This is a genomic window from Micromonospora sp. NPDC049048, assembly GCF_043197615.1.
Classification (GTDB): domain Bacteria; phylum Actinomycetota; class Actinomycetes; order Mycobacteriales; family Micromonosporaceae; genus Micromonospora.
Genome location: NZ_JBICTM010000002.1, coordinates 66,287 through 79,918 on the forward strand (window position 1 = coordinate 66,287; position 13,632 = coordinate 79,918).

The 13,632-nt window shown below is 73.1% G+C and carries 12 protein-coding genes; 3 read left to right on the forward strand and 9 right to left on the reverse strand.

All coding sequences use genetic code 11. The annotated features are described in order from the left end of the window. Window positions 1–51: 51 nt before the first annotated feature. The 7 genes from ACGFIG_RS05685 to ACGFIG_RS05715 all read right to left on the reverse strand — a co-directional run bounded on the left by ACGFIG_RS05685 (window position 52) and on the right by ACGFIG_RS05715 (window position 5,555). On the reverse strand, window positions 52–798 hold the full coding sequence (locus ACGFIG_RS05685; RefSeq protein WP_392999593.1) for an MBL fold metallo-hydrolase: 747 nt from the start codon (window positions 796–798) through the stop codon (window positions 52–54). 330 nt (window positions 799–1,128) lie between these two features. Then, window positions 1,129–2,094 (reverse strand): PLP-dependent cysteine synthase family protein, encoded by a 966-nt coding sequence (locus tag ACGFIG_RS05690; protein WP_392999595.1) that lies wholly within the window; start codon window positions 2,092–2,094, stop codon window positions 1,129–1,131. A gap of 14 nt (window positions 2,095–2,108) precedes the next feature. Next, the gene (locus tag ACGFIG_RS05695; protein WP_392999597.1) at window positions 2,109–2,459 is read right to left on the reverse strand and encodes a MoaD family protein; all 351 of its coding nucleotides are present in this window, start codon (window positions 2,457–2,459) and stop codon (window positions 2,109–2,111) included. A gap of 73 nt (window positions 2,460–2,532) precedes the next feature. Next, complete coding sequence (locus tag ACGFIG_RS05700) at window positions 2,533–3,021, reverse strand: Mov34/MPN/PAD-1 family protein (protein WP_392999598.1); 489 nt, start codon at window positions 3,019–3,021, stop codon at window positions 2,533–2,535. 53 nt (window positions 3,022–3,074) lie between these two features. Beyond that, the gene (locus tag ACGFIG_RS05705; RefSeq protein WP_393001321.1) at window positions 3,075–3,569 is read right to left on the reverse strand and encodes a DUF2017 domain-containing protein; all 495 of its coding nucleotides are present in this window, start codon (window positions 3,567–3,569) and stop codon (window positions 3,075–3,077) included. A gap of 2 nt (window positions 3,570–3,571) precedes the next feature. Beyond that, the gene (clpS, locus tag ACGFIG_RS05710) at window positions 3,572–3,862 is read right to left on the reverse strand and encodes an ATP-dependent Clp protease adapter ClpS (protein WP_089001780.1); all 291 of its coding nucleotides are present in this window, start codon (window positions 3,860–3,862) and stop codon (window positions 3,572–3,574) included. Between the two features lie 148 nt (window positions 3,863–4,010). Continuing rightward, the gene (locus ACGFIG_RS05715; RefSeq protein WP_392999600.1) at window positions 4,011–5,555 is read right to left on the reverse strand and encodes a hypothetical protein; all 1,545 of its coding nucleotides are present in this window, start codon (window positions 5,553–5,555) and stop codon (window positions 4,011–4,013) included. Window positions 5,556–5,756: 201 nt separating this feature from the next. Between ACGFIG_RS05715 and ACGFIG_RS05720 the strand changes: the two genes are divergently transcribed. The 3 genes from ACGFIG_RS05720 to ACGFIG_RS05730 are packed head-to-tail and all read left to right on the forward strand — an operon-like array spanning window position 5,757 to window position 10,334. Continuing rightward, complete coding sequence (locus ACGFIG_RS05720) at window positions 5,757–8,435, forward strand: LuxR C-terminal-related transcriptional regulator (protein WP_392999602.1); 2,679 nt, start codon at window positions 5,757–5,759, stop codon at window positions 8,433–8,435. Window positions 8,436–8,451: 16 nt separating this feature from the next. Then, window positions 8,452–9,738 carry a nicotinate phosphoribosyltransferase gene (locus tag ACGFIG_RS05725; RefSeq protein WP_392999604.1) on the forward strand — a complete coding sequence of 429 codons (1,287 nt, stop codon included), beginning with the start codon at window positions 8,452–8,454 and terminating at the stop codon, window positions 9,736–9,738. A gap of 14 nt (window positions 9,739–9,752) precedes the next feature. Further along, window positions 9,753–10,334, forward strand: a complete 582-nt coding sequence (locus ACGFIG_RS05730; protein WP_392999606.1) for an isochorismatase family protein — start codon at window positions 9,753–9,755, stop codon at window positions 10,332–10,334. A 166-nt stretch (window positions 10,335–10,500) separates the two neighbouring features. Here the strand turns inward: ACGFIG_RS05730 and ctaD are convergent, their stop codons facing one another. Together ctaD and ACGFIG_RS05740 are read right to left on the reverse strand one after the other, a co-directional pair. Beyond that, window positions 10,501–12,261 carry a cytochrome c oxidase subunit I gene (gene ctaD, locus ACGFIG_RS05735; protein WP_392999608.1) on the reverse strand — a complete coding sequence of 587 codons (1,761 nt, stop codon included), beginning with the start codon at window positions 12,259–12,261 and terminating at the stop codon, window positions 10,501–10,503. 156 nt (window positions 12,262–12,417) lie between these two features. Continuing rightward, window positions 12,418–13,527 carry an FAD-dependent monooxygenase gene (locus ACGFIG_RS05740; protein WP_392999609.1) on the reverse strand — a complete coding sequence of 370 codons (1,110 nt, stop codon included), beginning with the start codon at window positions 13,525–13,527 and terminating at the stop codon, window positions 12,418–12,420. Between the last annotated feature and the right edge of the window lie 105 nt (window positions 13,528–13,632).

Below are 13,632 nucleotides of genomic sequence, written 5' to 3' on the forward strand. Positions count from 1 at the left end.
TGGTGCTCCGATCGGTGCGCCCCGGGGTGTCCCGCCCCGGGTGCCGGCGGGTCAGATCTCGTAGCTGGCACCGGGCCGGACGACCTCGAGGGGCCCGTCGAAGGCGCTGCCGGCCGACTCCACGGTGTGCGCCTCGCTGCCCCAGGCGGTCACGAGGTGGGTGAGCAGCAGCCGGCTGACCCCCGCCTTCGTCGCCGCCTCGCCGGCCTCCCGGCCGGTCAGGTGCAGGTCCGGCGGGTTCTCCACGCCGTCGAGGTAGCTCGCCTCGCAGAGGAACGTGTCGGCGTCCTGGGCCAGCCGGAGCAGCGCGTCGCAGGGCGCGGTGTCCGAGGAGTAGCAGAACACCCGTCCGCCGTGCTCCAGCCGGACGCCGTACGTCTCGACGGGGTGGTTCACCCGGTCGACGGTGACCGTGAACGGGCCGATCGGGAAGGTGCCGGGTTCGAGGGCGTAGAACTGGTAGACGTCCTCGACCGTGCTGTCCTCCTGCCCGTACACGGCGGCCAGCCGGTCCGGTGCGCCGGCCGGGGCGTAGACCGGCAGCGACGGGTAGGGGCCGTCCGGGGCGTAGCGGCGGACCACCACGTACGAGGCGGCGTCGAGGATGTGGTCGCAGTGCAGGTGGGTGAGAATGATGGCGTCCGGTGCGTGCAGCCCGGCGTAGCGCTGGAGGTTGGACAGCGAGCCGGAGCCGAAGTCGACCAGCAGGCGGAAGCCGTCCGCCTCGACGAGGTAGGCCGAGCAGGGGGACTCGGGGCCGGGGAAACTGCCCGCGCAGCCCAGTACGGTCAGTCGCATCGAGTTATCTCACTATCACGATGCGTAGTATCCGCGCCGACGGTTCCAGTCCCGATGATCTCTGCCGACGCGTACGCCACGCAGGGGAGCCTACGCGCGCCCGCGCGGCGAGTAGAGTCATCCACCGGAAGTTGTCATGAACGTGACACCCGCCCGGACCTCCCCGTCCCGCCCCGTCCTCACCCCGTGACGAGATGACGTCCGGCGGTAGCGCTGGGTGAGCGGACGCACCGCCAACGACTCGACCGACGGCAGGCCGACCGGCCGCCTCGCGGGCCGGGACGGGACGGCCGGACCACCGACGCGGGTCGATGATCCGGCCGCGAGACGTCAGGCCCAGAGCTGACCTTCCAGGGCCTCCTCCGCGTCGGCGAGCGTGCCGCCGTAGGCCCCGGTGGAGAGGTACTTCCAGCCGCCGTCGCAGACCACGAAGGCGACGTCGGCCCGCTGCCCGGCGCGGACGGCCTCGTGCGCCACCGCCAGGGCGGCGTGCAGGATGGCGCCCGTGGAGAAACCGGCGAAGATGCCCTCCACCTCGACGAGCTGCCGGGTCCGCAGCACCGCGTCGCGGGTGCCGACGGAGAAGCGCCGGGACAGCACCGACGCGTCGTAGAGCTCCGGAACGTAGCCCTCGTCGATGTTGCGCAGCCCGTAGACCAGCTCGCCGTAGCGCGGCTCGGCCGCGACGACCTGGATGCCCTCGACCTTCTCGCGCAGGTAGCGCCCGGTGCCCATCAGCGTCCCGGTGGTGCCGAGGCCCGCCACGAAGTGCGTGATCGTGGGCAGGTCGTGCAGCAGCTCCGGACCGGTGGTCTCGTAGTGCGCCCGGGCGTTCGCCTCGTTGCCGTACTGGTAGAGCATGACCCAGTCGGGGTGCTCGGCCGAGATCTGCTTGGCGGTGGCCACCGCCTGGTTGGAGCCGCCCGCCGCCGGCGAGAAGATGATCTCCGCGCCGTACATCCGGAGCAGCTGCACCCGCTCGGTCGAGACGTTCTCCGGCATCACGCAGACGAGCCGGTAGCCGCGCAGCTTGGCCACCATGGCCAGCGAGATGCCGGTGTTGCCGCTGGTCGGTTCGAGGATGGTGTCGCCCGGCCGGAGCCGGCCCGCCTCCTCGGCCGCCCGGACCATGAACAGGGCCGCCCGGTCCTTGATGCTGCCGGTCGGGTTCCGGTCCTCCAGCTTCGCCCAGAGCCGCACCGGCGGCGCCCCGTCGGGCACCGTCGGCGAGAGCCGGGGCAGCCCGACCAGGGGCGTTCCCCCGCAGGCGTCGAGGAGGCTGTCGTACCGCGCCATGGTGACCGCCGCCGTCAGCGGGCGGCGGCGGCCGACCGGGCGGCGGCCCCGCCGTGCTGGGCGATCGCGGCGGCGGCGGCGAAGCCGAACGCGCCACCGGCCACGGCCGGCAGGATGGTCACGCTGTCGCCGTCGTTGAGCTTGGCGTCCAGCGCGCCGAGGAAGCGGACGTCCTCGTCGTTGACGTAGACGTTGACGAAGCGGTGCAGCGCGCCGGCGTCGGTGACCAGCCGGGCCTTCAGGCCGGCGTGCCGGGAGTCCAGGTCGGCGAGCAGGTCGCTCAGCGTGTCGCCGGTGCCCTCGACGATCTTCGCGCCGCCGGTGTAGCTACGCAGGATGGTGGGGATGCGAACTTCGATGGCCATGGTGTCGTGCTCCTCGATGATGGTCGGGCGTGCCGGAAGGTGACGGGACGTGAACGGGTGTGACGGCGCTGGATCAGCGGCCGGAACACTCGTAGTCGACCGTCGCCGGGCTCTGCCCGAACATGTAGGACTGCACGGCGTGCGGGTCCACCCCCGCCTCCACGATCCGGACGGGCTCCTCGGTCACCACGCCGTCGACGATCCGGAAGGAGCGGATCTCCTCCGAGTCGGGCTCGCGGGTGGAGACCAGCAGGTAGTGCGCGCCGGGCTCACCGGCGAAGGCGATGTCCGTCCGGGACGGGTAGGCCTCCGTGGCGGTGTGCGAGTGGTAGATGACGACGGGCTCCTCGTCCCGATCGTCCATCTCGCGCCACACCCGCAACTGCTCCATCGAGTCGAACTCGTAGAACGTCATGGAACGGGCGGCGTTGTCCATCGGGATGTGCCGGGTGGGGGTGTCGCTGCCGGCGGGACCGGCGACCACGCCGCACGCCTCGTCGGGGTGGTCCCGGCGGGCGTGGGCGACGATCGCGTCGACGATCGACCGGTCGATGCTCAGCACGTGCTCCAGCCTAACGCGTACCTGCCGCGACCTTAAGGTGGCGGCGGTCACGCCTAGTCGATCAGGGCGTTGAGCAGGGATTCCTGGAGATAGCCGAGGTACGCGTAGACCGACAGTTGGAACACCCGGCTGGAGGCCGGGTCGACGGCGACGGCGTCGTCGAGCTCCTCGCCGAGGTCGGTGCCGTCCTTGATCTCCAGCCGGACACCCATCGCGAGCCGGGCGTCGTTGAGCGCCCGCAGCCACGCCTCGGCCGCCTCCGCGTCAAGGCGCACCTCGCCCCCGCCGGAGTCGGGCAGCGCGGCGAGGATCGCGCCCGCCTGGTCGATCTTGGCGGTCTTGAGGTCGCCCTCGGTGTAGCGGCGGAACTCGGCGGTGTCGGACGGGTCCTCCGGGTAGACCTCGGGGAAGAGCCGGCCCACCACCGGGTCGCTGTGGTCGAAGCCGTCGGTGAGCAGCCCCACCACCTCGGATGCCACCTTCCGCAGCACCCGCACCTCGTCGACGGCGAAGCTGGCGACGTAACGGTCGCCCTGGCGACGGAACATGCTCACGAGCGGTCCACCGTCGCCCACAGTCCGTACGCGTGCAGCTGCGACGCGTCGTGCTCCATCCGCTCCCGGGCGCCGCTGGAGACCACGGCGCGGCCCTTGTGGTGCACGTCGAGCATGAGCTGTTCCGCCTTCTCCCGGCTGTAGCCGAAGAGCTTCTGAAAGACCCAGGTCACGTACGTCATGAGGTTGACCGGGTCGTCCCACACGATCGTCACCCAAGGCCGGTCGGACGCCGGCACCTCGTCGGTGTCCGGCGTCTCGACAGGTGCAACCTGCGGAGCCGCCATGCCCCCCATCGTGCCACCGGATCCGGCGAACCGAGGAACCGGAACACCGGCCCGGCGTTGATCATCGCGTCCGGCCTGGTCAAACGCGTCGGCGAGGGCGAGCGGCGCCGCCGGCGCGGGGCCGACGCCGCGAGCGACCGGAGCGCCGTCAGGCGAGCAGGATGCCGTGGTCGACAGCATCGGAGAGCACCCCGTCCAGCGAGAGGCGGAACACCTCGAACCGCCGGGACACCTCCCGGGACAGCTTGAGTTCGACCTCGCGCAACGCGCGCTGCGCCCAGGCCCGGGCGGCGTTGGCGTCGTGGTTGCCCGGGCTGCGCCAGTGCTGCCAGCAGCCGCCCGAGAGGGCCACGGCCACCGGCGGGAGCACCTCCGCGCGTTCCAGGCCCGGGTAGCTCGCCAGCGCGTCGGCCGCGCCGTCGCCGGTCAGGTCCGCGACGCCCCCGGTGCTGGTGACCAGCAGCACCCGGTCCAGCTCGTGCGCGCCCTGGTGGTCCGCCAGGCTCCAGCACAGCGGTGCGTGCAGTCGCCGGAGCACACCCGCCGGCAGCGGAGTGCCGAAGACCCGGCCGGCGGCCTCCTCCAGGAGCCCGCGCACCGCCTCGTCGCACTGGGCGGTGGCCAGCAGCGACAGCGCCTCCATCTCCCGGTCGAGCAGCTGCGGCAGGCCGGCGCAGCCGACCCCGAAGACGATGTCCTGCACCACGCGGAGGTGGATGTTCGCCAACTCCAGGGCGAGGTGCTGGCGGATGCGCCGCGAGCAGGACCGGGCCTGCCGGTCGAGCTGCTCCGACCATGCGCCCGGGTTGGCCACCACGGGCACCCTGCCATGCGCCCCGGGCAGCACGGGCGGTTCGGCGCTCGCCCGCCGCAGCCCCTCGTCGGCGGCCCAGCCGACCAGGGCGCGGCGCAGGTCGGCCCCGTCACCTGCCGCCTCGACCGGGAACCAACGGGCCTCGGCGAGCCCGGGAACGGCGGCCAGCAGGGCCGCCCGGTGCGCCTCCACGGTGACCTCGACCGGGTCCACCGGCGCGGAAGCCGACCCGACGGACGCCCCCGTGACCTCCGTCGTGGTCGTGCCCTCCGGCACCGGGGCCCAGCCGCTCGCGCCCGGGGTGACCGCGAAGACGACCCTGACGTCGGCGCGCGCCAGGTCGGCGAGCAGGTGCAGCTCGACGGCGGTGAAGGCCTGGTCGGCGGCGATCACGAAGAGCACCGCCCCGGACCGGCCCGCCGCGTCGAGCAGCAACCGGCCGCCGGCCAGCCCGAGGGCGCCGGTGTCGGGTGTGTCGATGAGGCTGAAGTGCCGCAGCAGGGGCTCGGGCAGGCTCAGCTCGACCCGGCGCGGCGGGCGCGCGAGCGCCGGCCCGGCGGCCAGCCGGTCGGCGCCGTAGGAGTGGGGCTGGCGGTAGCCGGGCACGTAGGCGGCCCGCGTCGGCACCTTGGAGTGGCGCACCACGAGCCAACTTCCGGCGGGCACGGCGAGCATGGCGGGATCGAGCTGGAGCAGGCGGGCGAGGACCTCGCGTCGCCCCGCACCGGCCGGGCCGAGGCCGATCACGGCCATCGGTTCCTCCGGGCGGGGCTCGGTCACCCCGAGCCTGGCGGGCAGCCGCTCCCGGCGGGGCAGGTCGCAGGGTGCGGCCAGGTCGCCGTCGCCCACGTCGACGGCGGGGAGAGGACCCGGCTTCATCGAAAGCGTCCTCCCGTGGCAGGCGACCGGCAGTGGCCGGCCGCGTGGAAACATCCGTGCGAGCACCCGGATGCCGGAAGAGTACGGCTGAGCGGACCCCCGAACCGAACACTTCGAATACTTAGGGGTAACCACCAGACTACTCAACTTCGGTGCGTGACGGCGTGCACGCGGACGGGTTCCGATCGATATGCTGCCCCGATGAGTCGGTGGAGTTTCGTCGGCCGAACGGATGAGCTCAACCGTCTGTTGTCGGCGGTGACCGGCGCGGAGGGGCGGGGCCTCTTCTTCAGCGGCGACGCCGGCATCGGCAAGAGCCGGCTGCTGCGCGAGGGGGTGACCGCCCTGCCCCGCGACGGGTACGCCGTCTGGTCGATCGCGGCCAGCGCGACCACCGCGGCGCTCCCCTTCGGTGGTCTGATCCAGGTGCTCCCGACCGAGCAGCCGCACGGGCTCTCCCCCGCCGGCATCCTGCGCTGGGCGGTCGACGTGCTGCAACAGCAGGCGGCGGGCCGCCGGATCGTGCTCGCGGTCGACGACGCGCACCTGCTCGACCCGCCGTCGGCGGCGCTGGTGCACCTCGTCGCCCGGGCCGACAACGCCACGGTCGTCGGCACGTTGCGCGACGGCGAGCAGCTCCCGCTGCCGATCCGGGCCCTGTGGACCGACGACCTGGTCGACCACGTCGAGCTGAAGCCGCTGGCGCCGGCCGACACCACGCGACTGCTCTCGGAGATCCTGAACGGACCGGTCGACGCGACCTCGGCCGACCGGCTCGGCCGGCTCTCCGAGGGCAATCCGCTGCTGCTGCGCGAGCTGGTCTTCGCCGTCGACCGCGAGGAACTGACCCGCACCTACGGGGTGTGGAAGTGGACCGGCCGGCTTGACCTGGCCCCCAACCTGGCCGACCTGATCGACATCCGGATCGGCCAGCTCACCTCGGGCGTACGCGGGGTGGTGGAGCTGGTCGCTCTCGGCGAACCGCTGGGCCTGCACCTGCTCAACCAGGCCGCCGACCCGGTCGACGTGGAGACCGCCGAGGAGCGCGGGCTGATCGCCGTGGAGCACGACGACCGGCGGACGAACGTGCGGCTGGCCCACCCGCTCTACGGCGAGGTGATGCGCCGCCGCTGCCCCGTCAGCCGGACGCGGCGGTTGCAGGCCCGCCTCGCCGAGCTGCTGGAGCTGGTCGGCAAGCGGCGCCGCGACGACCTGCTCCGGGTGGCCGTCTGGCGGCTCGACTCGGGCACCGCGCAGGACCCGGCCCTGCTGCTCGACGCGGCCGGGCAGGCGTTCGCCCGCTACGACGTACCGCTGGCGACCCGGCTGGCCCGCGCGGCGCTCGACGCGGGCGGCGGCTTCGACGCGGCGGAACTGCTGGCCACCATCCTGATGTTCGCCGACCGGCCGGACGAGGCGATCGAGGTGCTCGACGCGGTCTCCGCCGACATCGAGGGCGACCGGCGGCTGAGCCGTTGGCTGACGGTGCGGGGCATGGTCAGCTACTGGGGGCTGAGCCAGGAGTCCACGGTGGAGGAGATCGCGGCGCGCCGGTCGACCCTGCGGGACTCCGCCGACCAGGCGAGGGTGCTGGCCTTCGAGGGCATCATGCGGCTGCACCGGCTCGACACCGGCCTCGCGTTGCGGCTCGGGCAGACGGTGCTGGACCGGCCGGCCGCCAGCGTGGCCGCCCGGGAGCTGGCCCGCAGCACCATCGCCCACCTCCAGGCCGCGCAGGGACAGCTGCACCGCAGCACCACCGCGATCAACCAGGTGCAGGCCGAGGCGGGCCGGTGGCGGGCGGACATGCCGTACCTGCAACTGGCCCTGGAGCTGGCCCGGGGCACCCGGCTGGCACTCGCCGGCGACCTGGCCGGCATCGACGCGATCGTGGCCGACGAGTTCGCCGACCTGGCCGGGGCCGGGGACTTCCGGCTCGGCACGGGCTACCTGGCGATCCTCCAGGCGTACGCGGCCCGGCTGCGCGGCCAGAGCGACGCGGCGCTGCGCACCAGCCTCGGTGCCTGCGCGGTGCTCGCGACCAGCCGGGTCTACGCGGGCCTGGCCCAGGCCGAACGGGCCCAGGCGGCGGCGCTGCGGGGCGACGCCGCGCAGGCGGCGGAGGCGATGGCGGAGGCCGACCGCACCCACGCCCCCGGCATGGTCGTGCTCTATCCGTGGCTGGAGCAGGCCCGTGGCGCGGTGCTCGCCGCCGGTGGCGACGTGTCCGGCGCCGTCAAGCACCTGACCGGGCTGGCCGACCGGCTGCGCGCGGACGGCTTCGCCGGCCACGAGGTGCACGTGCTGCACGACCTGGTCCGGCTGGGTCAGGCGACCGCGGAGCTGGGTCCCACCTGCTCCGACGGCAGCCGCCGCACGGTCGCGCAGCGGCTCGCCGAGCTCTCCGAACGGGTCGACGGGGTGCTGCCTCCGCTGCTCGCCCGGCACGCCCGGGCCGCCGCGGGCGGCTCCGCCGACGACCTGCTGGCGGTCGCCGACGGCTTCGAGGCGTTGGACCTGGCCGTCTACGCGGTGGAGGCCACCGCCGCCGCCCTGGACCGGCTGCGCCAGCAGCGCTCCCCGGCGGCGGCGGGACCGGCCCGGGAACGCCTCGCGGCCCTGCTCGGCCGCTGCGACCTGATCCGTACGCCGGCGTTGCAGGCGGGCTGCCCGGCGCTGAGCGAACGCGAGTGGCAGGTGGCCCGGCTCGCGGCCGACGGGGTGACCAGCCGGGTCATCGCCGAGCGGCTCTTCCTCTCCGCCCGCACGGTGGAGAACCACCTCCAGCGGATCTACGGCAAGCTCGGCGTCGCCGGCCGGGCGGAGCTGCGGGCCGCCCTGCGGGCGATCCCGGGCCACGACGGCGGCGAGAGCGGGTGAACCCTAGGCTGGGGACGTGAGCACCCTTCGCCCCGCGCTGTTGACCGACCACTACGAGCTGACCATGGTCAGTGCCGCCCTGCGCGACGGCACCGCCGACCGCCGCTGCGTCTTCGAGGTGTTCAGCCGCCGGTTGCCCGCCGGCAGGCGCTACGGCGTGGTCGCCGGCACCGGCCGGCTGATCGAGCTGATCCGCGACTTCCGCTTCGACGCCGACGAGGTCGACTTCCTGCGGCGTACCGGGGTGGTCGACGAGCAGGCCGCCGCCTGGCTGCGCGACTACCGCTTCACCGGCGACGTCGAGGGCTACGCCGAGGGCGAGCTGTTCTTCCCCAGTTCCCCGATCCTCACCGTCTCCGGTGGCTTCGCCGAGTGCGTGGTGCTGGAGACGCTCATCCTCTCCGTGCTCAACCACGACAGCGCCGTGGCGGCGGCCGCCGCGCGGATGGTGACCGCGGCCCGGGGGCGGACCCTGATCGAGATGGGTTCCCGGCGGGCGCACGAGGAGGCGGCGGTGGCCGCGGCGCGGGCCGCGTACCTGGCCGGGTTCCGGTTCACCTCGAACCTGGCCGCCGGGCAGCGCTACGGCATCCCGACCGCCGGCACGGCCGCGCACGCGTTCACGCTGCTGCACACCGACGAGCGGGCCGCGTTCGCCTCGCAGGTCGCCACGCTGGGCAAGGAGACCACGCTGCTGGTCGACACGTACGACATCAGCCAGGGCATCCGTAACGCGATCGCGGTGGCCGGAACCGACCTGCGGGCGGTACGGATCGACTCGGGCGACCTGGCGGTGATCGCCCAGCAGTCCCGGGAGCTGCTCGACTCGCTGGGCGCCACCGAGACCAAGATCATCGTCTCCGGCGACCTCGACGAGCACGCCATCGCCTCGCTCGCCGCCGAGCCGGTCGACATGTACGGCGCCGGCACCGCCGTCGTCACGGGTTCCGGCGCCCCCACCGCCGGGCTGGTCTACAAGCTCGTCGAGGTCGAGGGCCGCCCGGTGGTCAAGCGCTCCGAGCACAAGGCCACCATCGGCGGTCGCAAGGTGGCCGTACGCCGGCACAAGCCGACGGGCACCGCCACCGAGGAGGTCGTCGTGCCGCAGGGCGTGCCGGACCCCCGGCCCAACGACCGGCTGCTCCAGCACTCGTTCCTGGCCGGCGGCGAGCCGGTCGACCGGCCCACCCTGGACGAGTCGCGGGAGCACCTGCGACAGTGCCTGATCTCCATCCCCTGGGAGGGCCTGAAGCTCTCCGCGGGCGACCCGGCCATCCCGGTCACGGTCGTCCCCGCCGACTGAGAAAGGAGCACCCGGTGAGCAACGCGTTGATCATCGTGGACGTGCAGAACGACTTCTGCGAGGGCGGCTCGCTGGCCGTCGGCGGCGGGGCGGGCGTGGCGGCCGGAATCACCCGGCTGCTCGCCGCCGAGCCCGACCGCTGGGACCACGTGGTGGCGACGAAGGACCACCACATCGACCCGGGCGCCCACTTCGGCGACCCGCCGGACTACGTGGAGTGCTGGCCGGCGCACTGCGTGGTGGGCACCCCCGGCTCGGAGTTCCACCCCGACCTGGCCACGGACCGGATCGAGACGGTCTTCCGCAAGGGCGAGTACGCCGCCGCGTACTCCGGCTTCGAGGGGCACGCCGAGGACGGCGAGTGCCTGGCCGACTGGCTGCGCCGGCACGGGGTGGACCGGGTCGACGTGGTCGGCATCGCCACCGACCACTGCGTACGGGCGACCGCCCTGGACGCCGCCCGCGAGGGCTTCGCCACCACCGTGCTGCTGGACCTGACCGCCGCGGTCGCCCCGGAAACCACCGACGTGGCGCTGCGCGCCCTGGAGGGCGCCGGCGTGACGATGCGCGGGGAACCCGTGATCAGGGCCGCATGAGGCGGTGATCCGCCGGCGGGACGGGCTCCGGGCGGCGCCGCGGACAGCGACGCCGCCCGGACGCACCTCCCGGGCGGACAGCGACGCCGCCCGCACGCACCTCCCGGCGACGCGAACGGGCGCCACCCCGGTTGGGGATGGCGCCCGTTCTACGTGGTGCGGAGCGTCAGCGCCGGTCGGCGTCGCTCGCGGTGTCCTCGCGGTAGCTGGCGCCACCGTCGGACTCGCTGGTCAGCGGCTTGGCGCCGCCCTCCGGCGGGCCGGCCAGGCTCTGGCTGCCCGCCGCCAGCTCCGGGAACTTGAGGTCGAACGCCGGCCGCTCGGAGCGGATCCGCGGCATCCGGTCGAAGTTGCGCAGCGGGGGCGGGGAGCTGGTCGCCCACTCCAGCGAGTTGCCGTGGCCCCAGGGGTCGTCGACCTCGACGACCGGCCCGGCCTTGTACGACTTCCAGCAGTTCCAGATGAACGGCAGGGTCGAGATACCGGTGATGAACGCGCCGATCGTGGAGATCATGTTCAGCGTGGTGAAGCCGTCGCCGGGCAGGTAGTCGGCGTACCGGCGCGGCATGCCCTCGTTGCCCAGCCAGTGCTGCACCAGGAACGTGGTGTGGAAGCCGATCATGGTCAGCCAGAAGTGCACCTTGCCCAGCCGCTCGTCGAGCATCCGGCCGAACATCTTCGGGAACCAGAAGTAGATGCCGGCGAAGACGGCGAACACGATCGTGCCGAAGAGCACGTAGTGGAAGTGGGCCACCACGAAGTACGAGTCGTGCAGGTGGAAGTCGATCGGCGGGCTGGCCAGCAGCACGCCGGTGAGGCCACCGAAGAGGAACGTCACCAGGAAGCCGATCGAGAAGAGCATCGGCGTCTCGAAGCTGATCTGGCCCCGCCACATGGTGCCGATCCAGTTGAAGAACTTCATACCGGTCGGCACGGCGATCAGGTAGCTCAGGAAGCTGAAGAACGGCAGCAGCACCTGGCCGGTGGAGAACATGTGGTGCGCCCAGACGCTCATCGACAGGCCGGCGATGGCGATGGTCGCGGCGACCAGGCCCTTGTAGCCGAAGATCGGCTTGCGGGAGAAGACCGGGATGATCTCGGAGATGATGCCGAAGAACGGCAGCGCGATGATGTACACCTCGGGGTGGCCGAAGAACCAGAAGAGGTGCTGGTAGAGCATCGGCCCGCCGGTCGCCGGGTCGTAGACGTGGGCGCCCATGAGCCGGTCGGCGGCCAGCGCCAGCAGCGCGGCGGCCAGCAGCGGGAAGACCAGGATCACCAGGAGACCGGTGACCAGGATGTTCCAGGTGAAGATCGGCATCCGGAACATCGTCATGCCGGGCGCGCGCAGGGTCAGGATCGTGGTGATCACGTTGACCGCGCCGAGGATCGAGCCCAGACCCGAGATGACCAGGCCGACGACCCACAGGTTCGCGCCCACGCCGGGCGAGTGCTCGACGGAGCTCAGCGGCGCGTAGGCGGTCCAGCCGAAGTCGGCCGCGCCACCCGGGGTGAGGAACCCGACCATGGTCATCGTGCCGCCGAAGAGGAACAGCCAGTAGGCGAAGCTGTTCAGTCGGGGGAACGCGACGTCGGGCGCGCCGATCTGCAGCGGCACCACGTAGTTCGCGAAGGCGAACACGATCGGCGTCGCGAAGAACAGCAGCATGACCGTGCCGTGCATGGTGAACAGCTGGTTGTACTGCTCGGGCGACAGGAACTGCAGCCCGGGTCGAGCCAGCTCGGCCCGCATGATCAGGGCCATCAGGCCACCGATCATGAAGAACACGAACGCGGTGACCATGTACATGATCCCGATCTGCTTCGCGTCCGTGGTACGCAGCAGCCGCGCGATGGCCGACCCCTTGACCGGCGTTCGGACCGGCCAGGGCCGGGTCACGACCGGCTTGGGTGCGACGGTGGTCACGAGTGGCCTCCGGTTCTGGGTTGTCCCGCTCGGCACACGCTGGTTATCTGCGGGCCGTCATCCGCAAGGAGGATAGTCCCCGGCAGGTGGCTGCGCCGCGTGGGGTGGTCGGGTAGCCTGCCGCACCCCGGCGCGGGGGCCTCCCGGAGCCTGCCGTCACAGCGGGCCGAGCAGCAGTCGGTAGTGCTCGCCGAAGATCCGGCCGCCGCGCCCACGCAGCAGCGGGTCGCGCAGCGCCGGGGGCACGTCCCGGGTCCGGTTGCGGTCCCGGGTCCGGTCCCGCACCCATCGCGTACGCGGGCGACGACGACTCTCGTACGCCGCCAGCGCCGCCTCCACGTCGGCCCCGGCCGCACGGAGGGACTCGGCGAGCACCACGGCGTCCTCCAGCGCCATCGCCGCACCCTGGGACAGCGTCGGCGCGGTGGCGTGCGCGGCGTCCCCGACGAGCAGCACCCGCCCTCGGGACCAGCACCCCAGCTCCACCTCCTCGGTGGTCGCGACGTGCACCCGGTCCAGCGCCTCCAGCACGGCCGGCACCGGTCCGCCGTAGCCGCCGAAGAGTTCGCGCAGGCGGGCCGTCGGGTCGGCCGGCAGGGTGGTGCCGGCCTCGTCGGCGTAGCAGTGCAGCCGCCCGGCGCCGATCGGCACGACGAGGAAGCCGGCGCGCTGACCGAGCAGGGCGGTCCACTCGGCCACGGGTGGCCCGTCGCGCACCACGGCGCGGTAGACGACCTGGCCGGCTCCCCGGGGTGGGCCGCCGAGCGCGGCCAGGGCCCGGATCGACGAGCGCGGCCCGTCGGCGCCGACGACGAGGTCGTACTCGGTGGCGGTGCCGTCGACGAAGGTGACGCCGACGGCGTCCGGCAGCAGGTCGAGGGTGCGCACCTCGGCGCCGTGCCGGACGGCGCCGCCCGCCCCGGTCAGCAGCACCCGGTGCAGCTCCGCCCGGGGCAGCGCCCGGCACTCGCCGACCCCGGCCCAGAGGGCGTCGAGGTCGACCTCGCACAGCGGCGCCCCGGTGGCGTCGAGGAACCGCTGGCGGTGGATGACCTGCCCGAGCGGGCGGACCGGCCCGTCGAGGTCGAGCCGACGCAGCGCCCGGGCCGCGTTGCCGGGCAGGTAGAGCCCGTTCTCCGCGTTCTCGCCCGGGGGCAGCTTCTCGGTGACGTCGGGTCGGAGACCCACCATCCGCAGCGCCCGGGCCACGGCCAGACCGGCGATGCCCGCGCCGACGACGAGGATGCGCAGGGGGGAGCCACCCATGGTGGTGTACGCCTCCGGAGGGGTTCGGCACGCGTTGGAGGCAAGACACTACTCGGCGCAATCGGCACACACCAGAGTCGATCGTCCCGGTGGAAACATTCCTCG

Bases quoted from the DNA above. Each gene is read 5' to 3' on its own strand.
- ACGFIG_RS05685 (WP_392999593.1), bottom strand. From the start codon at position 798: ATGCGACTGACCGTACTGGGCTGCGCGGGCAGTTTCCCCGGCCCCGAG.
- ACGFIG_RS05690 (WP_392999595.1), bottom strand. From the start codon at position 2,094: ATGGCGCGGTACGACAGCCTCCTCGACGCCTGCGGGGGAACGCCCCTG.
- ACGFIG_RS05695 (WP_392999597.1), bottom strand. From the start codon at position 2,459: ATGGCCATCGAAGTTCGCATCCCCACCATCCTGCGTAGCTACACCGGC.
- ACGFIG_RS05705 (WP_393001321.1), bottom strand. From the start codon at position 3,569: ATGTTCCGTCGCCAGGGCGACCGTTACGTCGCCAGCTTCGCCGTCGAC.
- clpS (WP_089001780.1), bottom strand. From the start codon at position 3,862: ATGGCGGCTCCGCAGGTTGCACCTGTCGAGACGCCGGACACCGACGAG.
- ACGFIG_RS05715 (WP_392999600.1), bottom strand. From the start codon at position 5,555: ATGAAGCCGGGTCCTCTCCCCGCCGTCGACGTGGGCGACGGCGACCTG.
- ACGFIG_RS05720 (WP_392999602.1), top strand. From the start codon at position 5,757: ATGAGTCGGTGGAGTTTCGTCGGCCGAACGGATGAGCTCAACCGTCTG.
- ACGFIG_RS05740 (WP_392999609.1), bottom strand. From the start codon at position 13,527: ATGGGTGGCTCCCCCCTGCGCATCCTCGTCGTCGGCGCGGGCATCGCC.